This is a genomic window from Brevundimonas albigilva (genome assembly GCF_023573565.1).
Classification (GTDB): Bacteria; Pseudomonadota; Alphaproteobacteria; order Caulobacterales; family Caulobacteraceae; genus Brevundimonas; species Brevundimonas albigilva.
Map to the genome: position 1 here is coordinate 2,537,646 of NZ_CP097649.1, position 14,738 is coordinate 2,552,383.

18 protein-coding genes are annotated in these 14,738 nt (G+C 70.4%); 4 read left to right on the forward strand and 14 right to left on the reverse strand.

The window, feature by feature from the left end; genetic code table 11:
- Window positions 1–23: 23 nt before the first annotated feature.
- Both M8231_RS12570 and M8231_RS12575 read right to left on the reverse strand, forming a co-directional pair.
- Window positions 24–509, reverse strand: coding sequence for a hypothetical protein (locus tag M8231_RS12570; RefSeq protein WP_250201586.1), 486 nt, complete (start codon window positions 507–509; stop codon window positions 24–26).
- Complete coding sequence (locus M8231_RS12575; RefSeq protein WP_250201587.1) at window positions 506–1,135, reverse strand: hypothetical protein; 630 nt, start codon at window positions 1,133–1,135, stop codon at window positions 506–508. Before M8231_RS12575 ends, M8231_RS12570 begins: the two co-directional genes overlap by 4 nt.
- Before the next feature lie 155 nt (window positions 1,136–1,290).
- Between M8231_RS12575 and gspG the strand changes: the two genes are divergently transcribed.
- On the forward strand, window positions 1,291–1,788 hold the full coding sequence (gspG, locus tag M8231_RS12580; RefSeq protein WP_250201588.1) for a type II secretion system major pseudopilin GspG: 498 nt from the start codon (window positions 1,291–1,293) through the stop codon (window positions 1,786–1,788).
- Complete coding sequence (locus tag M8231_RS12585) at window positions 1,760–2,269, forward strand: pilus assembly FimT family protein (RefSeq protein ID WP_250201589.1); 510 nt, start codon at window positions 1,760–1,762, stop codon at window positions 2,267–2,269. Before gspG ends, M8231_RS12585 begins: the two co-directional genes overlap by 29 nt.
- Here the strand turns inward: M8231_RS12585 and M8231_RS12590 are convergent.
- The 3 genes from M8231_RS12590 to M8231_RS12600 are packed head-to-tail and all read right to left on the reverse strand — an operon-like array spanning window position 2,193 to window position 4,918.
- A complete protein-coding gene (locus M8231_RS12590; RefSeq protein WP_250201590.1) occupies window positions 2,193–3,293 on the reverse strand; it encodes a hypothetical protein in 1,101 nt (366 codons plus the stop codon). The two genes, M8231_RS12585 and M8231_RS12590, sit on opposite strands and share 77 nt — an antisense overlap.
- Window positions 3,262–4,311 (reverse strand): type II secretion system protein GspK, encoded by a 1,050-nt coding sequence (locus tag M8231_RS12595; RefSeq protein WP_250201591.1) that lies wholly within the window; start codon window positions 4,309–4,311, stop codon window positions 3,262–3,264. The genes M8231_RS12590 and M8231_RS12595 overlap by 32 nt, the downstream gene beginning before the upstream one ends.
- Window positions 4,301–4,918, reverse strand: a complete 618-nt coding sequence (locus M8231_RS12600; RefSeq protein WP_250201592.1) for a prepilin-type N-terminal cleavage/methylation domain-containing protein — start codon at window positions 4,916–4,918, stop codon at window positions 4,301–4,303. Before M8231_RS12600 ends, M8231_RS12595 begins: the two co-directional genes overlap by 11 nt.
- 117 nt (window positions 4,919–5,035) lie before the next feature.
- On the opposite strand from M8231_RS12600, the gene M8231_RS12605 reads away from it, so the two are divergent.
- Window positions 5,036–6,004, forward strand: a complete 969-nt coding sequence (locus M8231_RS12605) for a cell wall hydrolase (protein ID WP_250201593.1) — start codon at window positions 5,036–5,038, stop codon at window positions 6,002–6,004.
- Between the two features lie 7 nt (window positions 6,005–6,011).
- Here M8231_RS12605 and rfbA read toward each other — a convergent pair whose 3' ends face one another.
- The 9 genes from rfbA to M8231_RS12650 form a co-directional block, all read right to left on the reverse strand.
- Window positions 6,012–6,887, reverse strand: coding sequence for a glucose-1-phosphate thymidylyltransferase RfbA (gene rfbA, locus M8231_RS12610; protein WP_250201594.1), 876 nt, complete (start codon window positions 6,885–6,887; stop codon window positions 6,012–6,014).
- On the reverse strand, window positions 6,884–7,777 hold the full coding sequence (gene rfbD / locus M8231_RS12615) for a dTDP-4-dehydrorhamnose reductase (RefSeq protein WP_250201595.1): 894 nt from the start codon (window positions 7,775–7,777) through the stop codon (window positions 6,884–6,886). The genes rfbA and rfbD overlap by 4 nt, the downstream gene beginning before the upstream one ends.
- Window positions 7,774–8,826, reverse strand: a complete 1,053-nt coding sequence (rfbB, locus tag M8231_RS12620; protein ID WP_250201596.1) for a dTDP-glucose 4,6-dehydratase — start codon at window positions 8,824–8,826, stop codon at window positions 7,774–7,776. The genes rfbD and rfbB overlap by 4 nt, the downstream gene beginning before the upstream one ends.
- Window positions 8,826–9,434 carry a dTDP-4-dehydrorhamnose 3,5-epimerase gene (gene rfbC / locus M8231_RS12625; protein ID WP_348521879.1) on the reverse strand — a complete coding sequence of 203 codons (609 nt, stop codon included), beginning with the start codon at window positions 9,432–9,434 and terminating at the stop codon, window positions 8,826–8,828. The genes rfbB and rfbC overlap by 1 nt, the downstream gene beginning before the upstream one ends.
- A 62-nt stretch (window positions 9,435–9,496) precedes the next feature.
- Window positions 9,497–10,363, reverse strand: coding sequence for a hypothetical protein (locus tag M8231_RS12630; RefSeq protein ID WP_250201597.1), 867 nt, complete (start codon window positions 10,361–10,363; stop codon window positions 9,497–9,499).
- The gene (locus tag M8231_RS12635; RefSeq protein WP_250201598.1) at window positions 10,360–11,043 is read right to left on the reverse strand and encodes an ABC transporter ATP-binding protein; all 684 of its coding nucleotides are present in this window, start codon (window positions 11,041–11,043) and stop codon (window positions 10,360–10,362) included. The genes M8231_RS12630 and M8231_RS12635 overlap by 4 nt, the downstream gene beginning before the upstream one ends.
- Window positions 11,043–12,206 (reverse strand): KpsE/RkpR family capsule polysaccharide export protein, encoded by a 1,164-nt coding sequence (locus M8231_RS12640; protein ID WP_249749643.1) that lies wholly within the window; start codon window positions 12,204–12,206, stop codon window positions 11,043–11,045. The genes M8231_RS12635 and M8231_RS12640 overlap by 1 nt, the downstream gene beginning before the upstream one ends.
- A 40-nt stretch (window positions 12,207–12,246) precedes the next feature.
- Window positions 12,247–13,020, reverse strand: coding sequence for an ABC transporter permease (locus M8231_RS12645; RefSeq protein ID WP_250201599.1), 774 nt, complete (start codon window positions 13,018–13,020; stop codon window positions 12,247–12,249).
- Between the two features lie 92 nt (window positions 13,021–13,112).
- Window positions 13,113–14,435, reverse strand: a complete 1,323-nt coding sequence (locus M8231_RS12650) for a glycosyltransferase family 4 protein (protein WP_250201600.1) — start codon at window positions 14,433–14,435, stop codon at window positions 13,113–13,115.
- A 109-nt stretch (window positions 14,436–14,544) separates the two neighbouring features.
- On the opposite strand from M8231_RS12650, the gene M8231_RS12655 reads away from it, so the two are divergent.
- The gene (locus M8231_RS12655; RefSeq protein WP_250201601.1) at window positions 14,545–14,730 is read left to right on the forward strand and encodes a hypothetical protein; all 186 of its coding nucleotides are present in this window, start codon (window positions 14,545–14,547) and stop codon (window positions 14,728–14,730) included.
- Window positions 14,731–14,738 lie beyond the last annotated feature (8 nt).

The window sequence follows — 14,738 nt, forward strand, 5'->3', positions numbered from 1 at the left end:
GCCTCTATCCACTTCATTCCCCCTCAGCCGAACAGGCGCACGACGCGCGTCTCGCGTCCCTTGCTCAGCGTCACGGCGTATTCCGTAATCTGACTGACCCGCCAGCCTTCCCCGAACGTGTCTCCGACCCGCATAGAGCGTATTTGCGGCCCCGGCGCGGCAGGATCGCGGACAAGCGCGGCATAGGTCAGGGACTGCGGATCGCGCTCGATCCCGGCCAGCGCCTGCTTGAACACCACGGCCACATCGGGCGGCGGGGGCGGCGGCGGCGGAGGGGGCGGCGGCGGCGGGGGCGGAGGTCCTGGCGGCGGCGGCGGGTCGGAGCGCAGGGTGCGCAGGAAACGCACGGCCGCGGCGGCGCTTTCGCCCGGCCGCAACGTCGCCAGCTCCCCGCCGCCGGCGCCGCGCGTCACGCCCGGCGGCTCTTCCGGACGACCGGGCGCCAGCCAGCCCCACAGGAAGGCGGCGGCCATCAGCACCGGCAGGACGAACGGCAGCCAGCGCGTCACGACCCGGCTCCCCCGGCGGCCGGGGCCGCGGCCGTCGGCGGCAGGATCACCGGAAAGGCCACGCCGATCCGCACCGATCCGGTCGGCGCGGTCATGCCCGCCTCCTGTTGCAGCGGCGTCAGCGGCTGCATCTCGTACTGGAAGCCGGTGACGCGGAATCCCTCGGGCCAGGCGGCCAGGGCGTCCAGGAAGGCGAAGGTCGGCGTCCACAGCAGATTGGCCTGGACCTCGGCGCCCAGCCATTGGGTCGGCCCGATCGTCTCGACCTCGCTGTCGGTGGTGACGCGCAGATTGGTCAGGCCCGCGCGCGTGGCGGCCTCGACCAGCTGCTGTTCGATCCGCACCTGGGCGACGGCCACGTTCGAGGCCTCGAAGCCCCAGGTCTCCATGTCCTCCAGCGCCGCCTGGTCGGCGGTGGCGGCCTCGATTCGTCGGGCGGCCGCGGCGGCGAGCCGCGCCGAGGAGCGCTCGCTCATCGCGTCGACATACCGCGTCTCCTGAGCGGCGCGCCAGTCCGAGGCGGCGATCGGCGCATAGACCAGCGCCCCCAGCACCAGCACCGCCAGCAGCACCCGTTCGCGGGGCGTGGTGCGCTTCAGGCGGGCGACGAGGTCGCGGGTCCGCACGCCCGCAGAGGCCCTCAATCCGGCTGTGATGTCCTGCAAATGCCGTCCCGCTGCGTCTGGTCGCCCGGGTCGTTTCGCATCGACGGGCGCATGGGCGTGAGCTATAGCAGCCCCTGAGCCATCGTAATAGGTCCAGCCTTTTCAGGGTCGTCCGCGTGTTTCTCCGCCTTTCCCGCCTTCAACGCCGCCTCCGCGCGCGACGCGCCGCCCGCGGCGCCCGCGCCGGCTACAGCCTGCTCGAGATCCTGGTCGTCCTGGCCATCATCGCCCTGATCGCCTCGGTCGTCGGGCCCCGTCTGTTCGCGCAGCTGGACCGGTCCAAGACCACCACCGCCCGGCTGCAGATCCGCTCCATCGAGGCGGCGCTGGAAACGATGCGGATCGACATCGGCCGCCTGCCGACCGAACAGGAGGGCCTGGCCCTTCTGATGCAGGCCGATCCGCAACAGGTGCCCGGCTGGTCCGGCCCGTATCTGGACAAGGCCCTGCCCTCCGATCCGTGGGCGCGCCCCTACATCTACGTGCCCCCCGCGGCGGCCGCCACCGGCGCGCCAGGCGCCCCAGAGGCGCGGGCCCGCGTCGTCAGCTACGGCGCCGACGGGCAGGAAGGCGGCAGCGGCGTCAATGCCGACGTCAACTCCGACCAGCGGTAAGGCCGCCGGCCGGGCCGGCTTCTCCCTGATGGAGATCCTGGTCGTGCTGGTGATCCTGGCCCTCAGCACGGCGGTGATCATGCCGTCGACGTCGCGCATGCTGGACCAGGCCACGGCGCACGCGGTCTTCTTCGAATTCCAGCGTCAGGTCTCGGACCTGCGTCGCGAGGCGAACCGCACCAGCCTGCCGATCCGCCTGGTCGATCCGGTCGCCGCATCGGGCCGTCAGGACCCGGCCGAGGCGGACGACGCCCGCACCCTGACCCTGCGCTCGCCCTGGCGCTACACCCTGGCGCCGGCGCTGGACATCGCCGCCGGGGGCGTGTGCTCGCCCACGACCGCCAACCTGATCAACGGCGACCGGGTGGTGATGACGTTGCGCTCGGTCGGCGACGACTGCCGCTTCATCCGCCTGCAGTCGGACCTGCGGAGAGATCGGCCGACAGGGGCGGCGCCGCCTCTCGCACCTTCATCTCCATGACCAGCCGCTGGTTCTGCGCGTCGGTGCGGGGCTGGACGTCATAGAAGTAGCCCGACTGCTCGAAGTCGGCGATCAGGCTGTCAGCCCGGCCGACCGCCGAATACGGCAGGGTGATGGACAGGCTGTCCTCCTGCACGTCCAGCGCCAGCGGCGTCAGGTCCTGAATGGCGACGATGCCGATGGCCGCGCCGGCGGCGCTCAGCGGGCTGGTGCGCTCCTCCACCTGGCGATAGGCGGCCAGACGGCGCCGGTTGGTCTCCAGCCCTTGCAGGGCGCCGGCGCGCGGGGTCTGGGCCTGGATATCGGCGGTTTCCGCCTCGATCTCCTTGGCGTCCGAAGACAGGCGCGCGCCCTGCCCCGCCAGCAACAGCGCCGCACAGATCGCCGTCGTCGCCAAGGCCGCGCCCGCCCCGCCGATGGCTTGTTCACGCGTGATCTCGGTCGTCGAAAGCGAGAAGGCCGGCCCGTCGTAGTCGATGGGCAGAGCCTGAGGCGCCGGCGGCGTCTCCGGCGCGTCTTCCGCGCCCCGCTGAACGCGGGTGAAGGCCGCCCAGGCGGGCGCGTCGAAGCGCTCGCGGCGCCAGGCCGAAGCGTGCAGCTGGCCGTCGCGCCAGTATTGCGCCTCGTGACCTTCCGTCAGGCGCACGATGCGCCAGCCCCTGCCCGCAGGCTGGGCCAGGGTTTCCGGGCGCAGGGCCGGGATCTGTCCGCCCCAACGCTGCCGCACCATGGCGTCGACCCGCTCGGCGTCCCACCACCACAGGCCGAAGTCCGCGCCGCTTTTGATCACCAGCGAGGCCGCGTTCAGATAGGGCGCGCCGGTCCGGGCGTGCAGGCGGGCGGCCTGGCGGCGGCGGTTCTTGGGCAGGGCCGCCGTCTCGAAGCGGGAAAAGACCGTCAGCTCGCGCGCCAGCAGCACCACCGGCGTGCGCAGGCGTCCGATCGCGCCGCCCTGATGCAGCGTCGTCCAGGCCCCGTCGGCCGACAGCCGCTCAACGCGGGGCGTAAGGAAATCGAGTTGCATTGGATGTATCGGCGGCGACCCGGCGCGGGGCTTCTGTGGTGTCAGTTTGGTCGATCCAGACCGGTCGCTCAAGCCCGGACGGCGTCAACGAGATGCGGCCCCGGTAAATCCAGGCCGAGCGCCCGTCCCGAAGCGTGAAGAAGACCTTTCCCGCCGGGAAGGTGTAGAGGATCTCGTCATTGCTGACGTCGGGCACGCCGCTGGCCGCCACGAAGTCCTGGAAGGACAGGAAGGGCGCCTGCTGACGCGCGCGTATGGCCGCCTCGGCCTGCTGCGGCGAGGCGCCGAACAGGATTTCCAGGGCGTCGGCGCTGGCGGTGTTCACATTGGCGCGCGGCACGCCGGCGTCGACCGCCAGGGCGTCGCGCAGCGCCCGCCACCTGCGGCTGTCGACCGCCTGCCGCACCCCCAGGATCGACAGATATTCGTCGGCCCGCAGCAGATTGCGATTGGCTGGCCCATCGCCGCCGTATTCCGAGGACTCGGCGCCGTCGATCTGGCGCAGATCGTCCGGGTCCGCATAGTCGCGATATCGCGCCAGCAGCGTCCGCCCGAAACCGCGCGGCGCCCCCGCCTGTTCGGCCAGCCGCTCGGCCTGGTCCGGCGTCAGATAGGCCAGGTTCACCATCCCCGCCTGGTCGCGCAGGCTGACCATCATCGGGCCGCCCACGTCCAGCAGATAGGGACTGCCGTCCAGCCGCAAATCCTGGGTCGGGACACCGCTGGCGAGCGCCTCCACGTCCTCGGGTTCGAGAAAGGGATCCAGGGCGCGCGGCGCGCCGATCCGCATCCCCAGGGGACCGAACGGCTCGGTCGACATCATATGGGCCAGGGTCGCCTCCGCCGTCAGGGCGCGCTGGGTGAAGCGCACGCGGTCGCGCGCCGAAGCCGCCTCGGCGTTCAGGCTGCTCAGGGCCGTCATGGCCACCAGGAAGACGATGGTCACCACCCCGATCACCGCCAGCACGGCCGGAAGGGCGAAACCGCGCCTGGCGCCGTCGATAGGCTCAGAAATCATCGACCGGCCGCGCCCAGTTGTCCGGCAGCCCCGAAGAGGCCGCCTCGATCACGTCCATGCCGGCGCCGCCCGAAAAACGCACGAAGACGCGCGCGGACCGCAGCAGGCCTTCGCCGAACCCATCCGGCGGGGCGTTGGTGTAGCTGTCGCTCCAGTCCCGGCCGTTCACCGAATAGGACAGGGCCGCGTCGCGCTTTCGCGTGGCGAACAGCGTCGCGGTGCGCTCTCCGGCGGTGCAGGTCAGGATCTGTTCGTCGCCTCGCGGCTCGACAGCCAGCACCAGGGTTCCGGCCCAGCCGGCCGGCGCGCACTGGGTGGCGCGCTCCATCACCACCTCGCCCTCGAAACGCCGCGCCGCGCCTACGACCGGCTTGTCCACGCCCGCCAGGAAGGCGCGCTCGGGGCGCAGGGCGATGCTGCGCACCACGGCGCGAAAGTCGCTGACCGCCACGTCCAGGTCGGCCGCCGACATGGCCTTGCGCCCCAGGCCGAAGCCCGCGTCCCCCGCCTTCAGGCCGATGGAGAAGACGATGGCCAACGCCATGCCGCTGATGGCCAGGACCACCAGCGCCTCGATCAGCGAAAATCCGGGACGGCGCGCGCGCATGGCCTTCTCCCTAGACCCTGACGCCCCGCGCGCCAATGATCCAGGCGCGCCGCGCACGGCCGCGCTTGGCGCTTTCGCCGCTTTGGGATATTTGCGGACAATATTTCGGGGACGGGGATGCGCCACACCGCGTCGATCATCATCACAACGGCCGTCGGCGGGACCCTGTGGTTCGGCGACGCGGCCGTGCGCGACGCCAGCGCCGAGGCCGGTCGTCCGCCCCAGGCCCTGCACGCTCCCGCCAAGGTCGCGGTCGTCAGCGACGCCGACCGCCGCGCCGAATTGAACGCGCGACTCCAGGCGATGTTGCAGGACGGCAAGGGGGCGCGCCTGGCCGATCCCAAGCCGCAGACCACGCCCGCGCCCCGCCGCCAGACCGCCGCCCGCCGATCGCCCGAGACGCCTCGGCCGGCCCGGGCCGTCGCCGCGCGCGCGACGGCGCCCGCGCTGGAGCCGACCGCCACCATCGCCCCGCCGGCCTATGACCCGAGCCGGGCGCGGCCGACAGGCGGACGCGGCTATACGGCGCCGAAGCTGGACCTGACTTCCATGCCGGCTGTCCCGACCGATCCGGTCGAATGCCTGACCCAGGCCATCTATTACGAGGCCCGCAACGAGAGCGAGGACGGCCAGGCCGCCGTCGCCGAGGTGGTGCTGAACCGCGCCGACAGCGGGCGCTATCCGGGCGACGTCTGCGCGGTGGTCTATCAGCGCAACAGCCGCACCTGCCAGTTCACCTTCACCTGCGACGGCTCCATCGGCCGCTATCCGGTCAACATGACCGCCTGGGCCCGCGCCGAACGCATCGCGCGCGAGGTTTACGCCGGAAAGCCGACGACCCTGCTCCCGCGCACTTCGGTCAACTATCACGCCAACTATGTCCGCCCCAGCTGGTCGTCGCGGCTGGAACGCGTGCGCCGCATCGGAGCGCACATCTTCTACGGCGCGGCGCTGAACGGCTCGACGCCCGGCGCCAACGAGGCACCGGCCCCGCGCCAGCGCGGCCTGATGTTCGTCAAGAACGACGCCTTCGAGCGGGCCTACGCCATGCTGACGGGCAAGCCGGCCGAAGACGCCGGCTCCTGATCGTCCGTCAGGTGCGCCGGCCCAGCACCTGTTCGGTCAGGTAGCGGCCATAGGCGTTGGCGCCCATCGCCGCCGCCGCCCGCTCCACCGCCTCGGCGTCGATGAAGCCCTGGCGGTAGGCGACCTCTTCCAGGCAGGCGATCTTCAGCGCCTGGCGATGTTCCAGCACCCGCACGAACTGGGCCGCCTCCATCAGGCTGTCGGGCGTGCCGGTGTCCAGCCAGGCGTAGCCCCGCCCCATCACCTCCACCGACAGACGCCCCCGCTCCAGATAGGCGCGGTTCACGTCCGTGATCTCCAGCTCGCCCCGCGCCGACGGCTTCAGCCCGCGCGCGATGTCGACCACCTCGGCGTCGTAGAAATAGAGCCCTGTCACCGCCCAGCTGGAGCGCGGCCGCGCGGGCTTCTCCTCGATCGAGCGCGCGCGCATCGCCGCGTCGAACTCGACCACGCCGTACCGTTCCGGATCATTGACGTGGTAGGCGAAGATGGTGGCCCCCTCCGGTCGCGCCAGCGCCGGCGCGAACAGGTCGGCGATCCCATGACCATAGAAGATGTTGTCGCCCAGGATCAGCGCCGACGGTTGGTCGCCGACGAAGTCCGCGCCGATCAGATAGGCCTGCGCGAGGCCGCCGGGTTCAGGCTGGACGGCGTAGCGGATCTCGATCCCCCATTGCGACCCGTCGCCCAGCAGCGTCTCGAACAGCGGCGTGTCGCGCGGCGTGGAGATGACCAGGACCTCGCGCACGCCGGCCAGCATCAGGGTCGACAGCGGATAATAGATCATCGGCTTGTCGTAGACCGGCATCAGCTGCTTGGAGACGGCCAGCGTCATCGGGTGCAGCCGCGTGCCCGAGCCCCCGGCCAGGATGATCCCCTTCATGCCCCCGCTCCCTTCAGACGTTCGGCCACGATCTCCGCGACCGTCTCGTCCCACGGTCGCGGCCGGACGCCATAGTCGCGCGTGATTCGCCCGGTCGCCAGCCGCGTGTCGGCGGGCCGCCGCGCCGGCGTGGGATAGGCGCGGGTCGCAATGGGCCGCACCTCGGCGTGGGGGCCGCCGCGGGCGCGGCTGGCGTCCAGAACCGACCGCGCCAGGTCCGCCCAGGTCGCCTGGCCCGCCCCGGCGAAATGCAGCAGCCCGCCCGGAGCGGTCGGATCGTCCAGCCGCCGCAGCAGCACGGTCTGCGCCGCCCGCGCCACCTCCGACGCCGCCGTCGGGCGTCCTGTCTGGTCGTCGACGACGTCGATCGCTGCGCGCTCGCCCGCCAGGCGCAGCATGGTGGTCAGGAAGTTGTTTCCATCCGGCCCGACGATCCACGAGGTCCGCATCACCGTCGCCTGGGGTTGGGCTTCCAGCACCACCCGCTCGCCCGCCAGCTTGGACGCGCCATAGACGTTCAGCGGCGCCGGGGCGTCATCCTCATCATACGGTCGGCCCGCCCGGCCGTCGAAGACATAGTCGGTCGACAGGTGGATCAGGACGGCGTCCGCGGTCGCCGCGGCGTCGGCCAGTACGCCCGGAGCGACGCCGTTGACGGCGAAGGCGGCGTCCCGTTCGCGCTCGGCCCGGTCCACGGCGGTATAGGCGGCGGCGTTGATCACGGCGGCGTATCCGCCCTGGCCGATCCGGCGACGCGCGGCCTCGGCGTCAGTCAGGTCCAGATCCGCACGGGCCGGGACGTCCAATGCGACATCGGCGGGCCAGGACAGCCGCTTCAGGGCGCGCCCGACCTGCCCGGTCCCGCCCAGGATCAGCACCTTGCGGGTCATGTCTTCCCCAGCCGCCCGCCGTCGTAGGGTCCGGCCAGGATGGCGCGCCACCACGCCTCGTTCTCCAGATACCAGCGGACTGTCCCCTCCAGACCCTGGTCGAAGTCGATCTCGGGCGCCCAGCCCAGCTCGTCGCGAATGCGCGAGGCGTCGATCGCATAGCGGCGGTCGTGGCCCGGCCGGTCCGGCGCGAAGACGATCTGCTCGGCGTAGGACAGGCCGTCCTGCCTCGGCCGCAATCGGTCCAGCAACCGGCAGATCGCCTGGACCACCTCGATGTTGCGCCGCTCGGCGTCGCCGCCGACGTTGTAGGTCCGTCCCGGCGCGCCGCGCAGGAACACCGTCTCCAGCGCCCGGGCGTGGTCGTCCACGTGCAGCCAGTCGCGCACCTGCCCCCCGTCGCCATAGACCGGCAGGGACCGCCCCTGCAGCGCCCGCGCGATCATCAGCGGGATCAGCTTCTCCGGAAAATGGAACGGGCCGTAGTTGTTGGAGCAGTTGGTCACCAGCACGGGCAGGCCGTAGGTCGCCCCCCACGCCCGGACCAGGTGATCGGCCCCGGCCTTCGACGCCGCATAGGGCGAGCGCGGGTCATAGGGCGAGGCCTCGGTGAACCGCCCCTCCTCCCCCAGCGATCCGAACACCTCGTCGGTCGAGATGTGATGGAAACGAAACCGCTCTCGCCCCGGCGCGTCCAACCCGCGCCAATAGGCCAGGGCCTGCTCCAGCATCACCGCCGTGCCCGTCACATTGGTCCGCACGAAGGCGTGCGGCCCGTCGATCGACCGGTCCACATGGGTCTCAGCCGCCAGGTGGGCGATCACCTCGGGCCGAAACGCCGCCAGGGCGGACGCCACGGCGGCGGCGTCGCACACGTCGCCCTGGACGAAGCCGTAGCTGGGCCGGCCGTCCAGCGCCTTCAACGCCTCGGGAGAGGCCGCATAGGTCAGGGCGTCATAGACCAGCACCGCATGGCCGCCCCCGGCCATCAACCGTCGCGCCAGGGCCGAACCGATGAAGCCGGCGCCGCCTGTGATCAGCACCCGCATCAGTTCATCCGCTCGTCGGGCGCGGCCAGCGGCTCGCCGTCATAGGCGAAGGGGCTGTCGAAGGCGGCCAGCGTCGGCCAGGCGCGGTCGCGCGCGGACAGCACCGGTCCGGTCGCAGGCAGCGGCCAGTCCAGCCCCAGCGCCGGATCGTCCCACGCCAAGCCCGCCTCGCACGGCGGCGCATGGATGTCGGAAACCTTGTAGGCCACCTCCGTCGCCGCGCTCAGGGTGACGAAGCCGTGGGCGAACCCGACCGGCACGAACAGTTGTTCGGCGCCTTCGGCCGTCAGCCGCGCGGCGGTCCAGCGCCCATAGGTCGGCGAGTCGCGGCGAAGGTCGACCGCATAGTCCATGATCGCGCCGCGCAGGCAGCGCACCAGCTTGGCCTGGGCGTGGGGCGGGCGTTGCAGGTGAAGCCCCCGCACCGTCCCCTCGGCCTGGGAAAAGGAGTGGTTGTCCTGGACGAAGCGCGCCGCGATCCCGCCCGTCGCAGCCCAGGCCTCGGACCAGGTTTCCATGAACCAGCCGCGCGCATCGCCGTGGCGTTGCGGACGCAGCAGGATCACCGGTCCGTTCGTCGCCCGTCGTCCCGTGGCCGCCTCGCCCATGCGGATCGTCTCCCTGTCGCGCCTAGATAGGACGGGCGCGGCCGTCGTCGCCAGTGCGACCGTCAGACGTCGCTCATCCGCGACACCTTCACCCCGCCGAAGGTCAGCCGGCCGTCGAACACGCCTTCCATCACCAGGATGCGGAACTCGGCCGGCGCGGGCTCGCGCCAGACATAGTCCATCTCGATCTCGAACTGGCCCGGCTTGCCGGGAATGAACTCCTCGGAGTCGTATTCCGTCTGGCCGCCCCAATCGAGGCGGAAGCGCACCCGGCTGCCCGGCCGGTCGAAACTCAGGCGGAAGACCGCCTTCCATCGCCCTGGCGGCATGACGATGTAGGGACCGTGGATCAGGAAGCGCGGACGACCCGTCAGGTCCATCTCGCCCGTCCTGGGCCCCTGGTCCGCATTGCGCGGATCAAAGGTGAAGAACGACGGTCCCCAGGTCACCGCCGCGTCGGGCCGCCCGTAAAGCGTCAGGTTCCGCGCCAGGTCCGACGGCGCGGCCGTCGGCGGCGGCGCGACGTTCAGCCCCGGCGCCAGTTCGACCGGGGCGCCGTTCAGATCCCGAACGCCCACCACCCGCGCGCCGGCGAAGGCTTCCGCCCGCGCCAGGTGCTGGGTGAGATGCAGCAGCAAGGCGTTGCGATCGGCCCCTTCGGGAACCGCCTCGACATCCGGCGCCCCCGCGCCCAGGACGACCGTGGTGCGCTCCGGGTCGGCTCCGGCCGCCGCCGCCGCATCGGCGTCCATCGTGAGAAGGATCGCCGCGGGATCGTCGCGCGCATCCGCCAGGGGCGCGGCGTCCCAGTCGATCAGATGCAGTCCGGCGGCCTGTGTCGCGGCCGCTATCGCGGATCGCCACGCCTCGTGGTCTCGGATCGCGGGCAGGATGATCCAGCGGGCCCTGGAGGTCGCCGTCCCGCTCACGCCGCCCTCAGCCACGTATAGACCTCGATCGCCTCCCCGACGTCGTCGAACATCTTGGCCTTGCCGCTTTCGACGATCAGGGCGCGATCGCAATAGTCCGAGACCATGTCCATGACGTGCGTGGCCATAAGGAAGGCCCGGTGCGCGCGGTGTTCGAACAGCTGTTCGCGGCACTTGCGCTGGAAACGGGCGTCGCCGACGGCCACCACCTCGTCCACCAGATAGCAGTCGAACTCGATCGCCAGGGAGAGCCCGAACGCCAGGCGCGCGCGCATGCCTGACGAATACTGCTTGACCGGCTGACGCAGCGCGACCCGGCCGAGTTCGGCGAAGTCGTCCACCCGCGCCAGGGCTTCCTTGAAATCCCGGCCGTAGAGGCGCGACAGAAAGCGAATATTGTCCAGGCCCGACAGGCTGCCCTGAAAGCCGCCGCCGAAGCCGATCGGCCACGACGGGCTCATGAGCCAGTCGATGCGTCCCGCCGAGGGCCGATCCACCCCGCCCAGCATTCGGATCAGGGTCGACTTGCCCTGGCCGTTTCGCCCCAGGACAGCCATCCGCCCATCCCGCTTCAGCGAGAAGTTCAGCCCCGAGAACAGCGGCCGATGCGCCCCGTGGTAGGTCCGGGCCAGGTCGGTGACGACCAGCCCGACATCGGCCTCGACAGGCAGGGCGGACATCAGGTTTGTCTGTGCTCGCGCACGCCGGTCCAGATCAGCCAGCCGATGGCGTAAACCAGCAGCAGGCTGACGAACACCGTCAGGATCGCGCGCCAGCGGTTGGGGGCCGTGGCCTTTTCCGGCAGGCTCGGATTGACGATGCGCTCCAGGTAGAGCTTCTGCCGGCGCGCCTCCTGTTCGGCGCTGATCTGGGCGGCGGTGGCCTGGGCCAGTTCCTCGCTGGCCAGTTCGCGCTGCGCGACCAGTTCCTCATAGGTCCCCAGCTTGGACGCCAGCGAATCCGACGCGCCGGCCAGCTTGGCCCGTTCGGCCTCGATCTGGCGCTCGAAGGCGTTGATGCGGCTGTCGATGGCGGCCAGTTGCGGGCTGGCCGGCGCCTCGGCGGCGATCTGGGCTCGTTCGGCCCGCAGGTTCGCCACCGTGGTCAGCAGCGAACTGATCAGGCCCGCGCCCTGGCTGGCGCTGCTCTCGGGATCGACGAACTGCTCGCGGTTGCGGAAGGCGGTGAGCTGCTGCTGGGTCGACGCCAGCCGCGTGCGGGCCTCGGAGGTCGCCAGCCGGGCCTGAGAGACGGCGTCCTGCGCCTGGCGGTCGTTCAGCCGGTTCACCAGCCCCTCGCCGTTGCGCAGCATGGCCTCGTTGATCTGCTGGGCCGCGCGCGGATCGAAGGCCTCGACCCGCAGCACGCTGATCCCCGTCGAGGCGTCATGACCGACGGTCACGAGCCGGTTCAGGCCCTTTTCCAGGCTCTCCGCCGACCGCCCTTCCCAGAAACGCGGCCAGCCGTTGAAGACGTCCAGACCGCGCGGGTGCAGAAGTTCGGCGAAGTTGAACCGGGCTTCAAGCGCATCGACGCCGTCGCGCGAGGTGATGTAGTCGTGCACGGCGTAGGCGTCGTTGGACGCCGTCAGGCCGACGCCCTGCAGCGCCAGGCCCAGACCGGTCGCCTGGGGTCTGCTGTCCGCCGCCGCCCGGACGACGAAACGCGATTCCGAAACGTAGCGGGGCGCGGCGATGAGCAGGTAGTAGATCGCGACCAGCAGGGTCGGCAGCACCACCACGCCCATGAAGACCAGAGGAATGCGTCGACGCAGCGAAGACCGGCGCGGGCCGCTGAGCAGTTCCGGGATCGGCCCGAGATAATTCAGTTTGGTGTCGCTCATGTCAGGTCCGCAAGGCGAAGGGCGGTCGGGCAGGTCGTCGTCATTGCGTCTCTATCCGGTCCCGGGCGCTGGCGATCAGAAGCAGGCCGCCGATGTTCATGATCGCTCCGACCAGGATGGGATAGCCGAAATCATAGTGGGTTTCGACGAACTCGCCGAACACCCCGGCGCGGATCATCTCGATGGGGTGGGTGAAGGGCACCTTCAGATAAAGGTCCTGATATTGCGGCGGCAGCCAGGCGACCATCACGAACGCCCCCGAGATCGGTATAAGAAGGTAACTGATCAGGGTTACGAATCTCTCAAAGAACTCATAGCGCATCGCGATGCCGGCCAGGATCAAGGCGAACCCGGCGCCGGTCCAGCCCAGGATCACATAGCCCGTGTAAAGCAGCAGATAGTCGTGCGGCAGCCCGACCTCGCCGATGGCGAACAGGATGGCGTAAACGATGAAAAAGGCCGTCCCGCCCCCTAGAATCTCCAGCAAGATGCGAGAGGTGAAGATGTGGATCGGCGTGATCTGTCGATGGTACAAAAGGCCGATGTTGGCCTGCACCGCCCCGCTCATGTACGAGATCAGGTGCCGCAGCAGGATCAGCGACATATAGGCCGTCATCACGAACGGGGCCAATCGCACGCCATGCTCATAGGCCGGCTTGGTGAAGCTCCACAGGATCATCACGCCGAAGCAGAACACCAGCGGCTCGGCGATCAGCCAGGCGAAGCCCAGCCCTTCACGCCCGAAGCGGGTCACCATCTCCCGCTTCATCAAGGCCGACACGATGGTGGCGTTTCGAGTGAAAAAGGCGACCATTCTCTCGCGTGCGGAAGGATGCGGGCGCCGTTCTCGGCCGGGATGTCTTGTCCGGTCATGCGCTCGAAGACCGGTCCGGGTCAAGGGCAAGCTCAGCCGACGGCGACCCCGACCTTGGCGTACAGATCGCGCAGCCGCGCCTGATAGGCCTGCGGCGTGAAGCGGGCGGCCTGGGCCAGGCCGCGCCCTTCAAAATCGGCCCGCATCGCCTCGTCCGCGTCCAGCGCCTGGATGCCGCGTGTGATGGCCTGGACGTCATAGGGATCGACCACCACGGCCGCGTCGCCCGCCACCTCGGGCAGGGATCCGCCCGTCGAGGTCAGCACCGCCGTCGACAGGGCCATGGACTCCAGCACCGGCAGGCCGAAACCCTCGTACAGCGACGGAAACAGCGTGGCCTTGGCGCCGCGGATCAGGCTGATCAGCATGGAGAAGGGCATGTACTCGTACTGCCGGATGCGGTCGGCGCTGGGCCCGCCGTCGCGCTTGACCTGATTCAGCAGGGCCGTCTCGCCCTCGTCCAGCCAGGCCCGGCCGCCGATGACCACCAGGGGGGTGGTCGAGCCGGAGGCCAGATAGGCCTCGACGATGCGGCCCAGGTTCTTCTTCGGCTCGATGGCGCCGAAATGCAGGAAATAGTCCTTCCAGCCCAGGTTGAAGACGCCGGACAGCTCCAGCTCCACCTCCAACTGGCTGCGGGCCGTCAGCTTCTCGGGAATGCTGACCGCCTGATAGGTGTTGGTGACGCGATCTTCCGGCACGCCCAGCAGGCGGATGACGTCCTGGCGCGTCGTTTCGGACACCACGGCGATGTGGTCCGCGCGCCGGGCGATGGCGTCGCACATCGCCTTGTACGTCGCCTTGTCGTCCAGGGTGGTGTGCGGCAGCCGCAGCGGGATCAGGTCGTGGATGGTGTAGATATTGGGGACCTTGCGGGCGTAGAGCGGCAAGGTCGCGGTCCATTGCATCACGTCCGGCGCCGGCGCGTCGGCCGAGGCGTCGAAATCCACCGGCGTCTCCTTGCCGTAGGCGGCGAAGGCGCGGTTGCCGTAGCTGAACAGATCCTGCGAGGCCCAGAACCGGTCCGCCGCCGGACGGCCGCCGTCCCGCTCGGGCCAGATCACCTCGCCCGACGGCGTGATCGGATAGGCCTCGCGCCCGAAGCGCGACTTGTAGGTTTCCTGGAAGCGCTGGATCTTGCGCTTTCGGCTCAGCTTCTGGGGGGGACGCTCGGCGTCCGCCAAGGCGGCCTCGTTCAGCACATTGTCGGACCGGCGCGGCGTCGGCGGCCCGTACAGCACCTCGGTCCCCAACCCGATGGCGCGCACGTTCTGCAGCAGGTTGCGGCCATAGGTGGCGATGCCCGAGCCCTTGGCCAGGGCCAGGTTGAAGCCGTCGATGCAGATGGTGGTCATGGGAATCCGTCAGCGCCTTTGAACCGGCATGGACGACGGATGCCCCCTCCCCGTCAAGGCGTGTCGCCTCCGCCCCGCAACCCGGCGCGCCTACGGCCGTTGTCCCGACATGAACGAGACCGAGATCGACGATCGCGGCCTGGGCCCGCAGGACCCGGTCGACCCCGCGGCGGCCCAGCATCACGACGCGTCCCTGTGCCCCGAATGCGAGGGCGCCGGCGCGCTGCCGTCCGGCGAGACCTGCCCCGTATGCGAAGGCACGGGCCGGGCGGTGGGCCGCACCGGCGGGGGATGACCCGCCAG

What these genes read in the sequence shown, in the direction of transcription:
- M8231_RS12605 (WP_250201593.1), top strand. Translation starts at nt 5,036, where the DNA reads ATGCGCCACACCGCGTCGATCATCATCACAACGGCCGTCGGCGGGACC.
- M8231_RS12585 (WP_250201589.1), top strand. Translation starts at nt 1,760, where the DNA reads ATGCCGACGTCAACTCCGACCAGCGGTAAGGCCGCCGGCCGGGCCGGC.
- M8231_RS12640 (WP_249749643.1), bottom strand. Translation starts at nt 12,206, where the DNA reads ATGAGCGACACCAAACTGAATTATCTCGGGCCGATCCCGGAACTGCTC.
- M8231_RS12595 (WP_250201591.1), bottom strand. Translation starts at nt 4,311, where the DNA reads ATGATTTCTGAGCCTATCGACGGCGCCAGGCGCGGTTTCGCCCTTCCG.
- M8231_RS12600 (WP_250201592.1), bottom strand. Translation starts at nt 4,918, where the DNA reads ATGCGCGCGCGCCGTCCCGGATTTTCGCTGATCGAGGCGCTGGTGGTC.
- M8231_RS12635 (WP_250201598.1), bottom strand. Translation starts at nt 11,043, where the DNA reads ATGTCCGCCCTGCCTGTCGAGGCCGATGTCGGGCTGGTCGTCACCGAC.
- M8231_RS12590 (WP_250201590.1), bottom strand. Translation starts at nt 3,293, where the DNA reads ATGCAACTCGATTTCCTTACGCCCCGCGTTGAGCGGCTGTCGGCCGAC.
- M8231_RS12645 (WP_250201599.1), bottom strand. Translation starts at nt 13,020, where the DNA reads ATGGTCGCCTTTTTCACTCGAAACGCCACCATCGTGTCGGCCTTGATG.
- rfbB (WP_250201596.1), bottom strand. Translation starts at nt 8,826, where the DNA reads ATGCGGGTGCTGATCACAGGCGGCGCCGGCTTCATCGGTTCGGCCCTG.
- rfbD (WP_250201595.1), bottom strand. Translation starts at nt 7,777, where the DNA reads ATGACCCGCAAGGTGCTGATCCTGGGCGGGACCGGGCAGGTCGGGCGC.
- M8231_RS12655 (WP_250201601.1), top strand. Translation starts at nt 14,545, where the DNA reads ATGAACGAGACCGAGATCGACGATCGCGGCCTGGGCCCGCAGGACCCG.
- rfbA (WP_250201594.1), bottom strand. Translation starts at nt 6,887, where the DNA reads ATGAAGGGGATCATCCTGGCCGGGGGCTCGGGCACGCGGCTGCACCCG.
- M8231_RS12650 (WP_250201600.1), bottom strand. Translation starts at nt 14,435, where the DNA reads ATGACCACCATCTGCATCGACGGCTTCAACCTGGCCCTGGCCAAGGGC.
- rfbC (WP_348521879.1), bottom strand. Translation starts at nt 9,434, where the DNA reads ATGGGCGAGGCGGCCACGGGACGACGGGCGACGAACGGACCGGTGATC.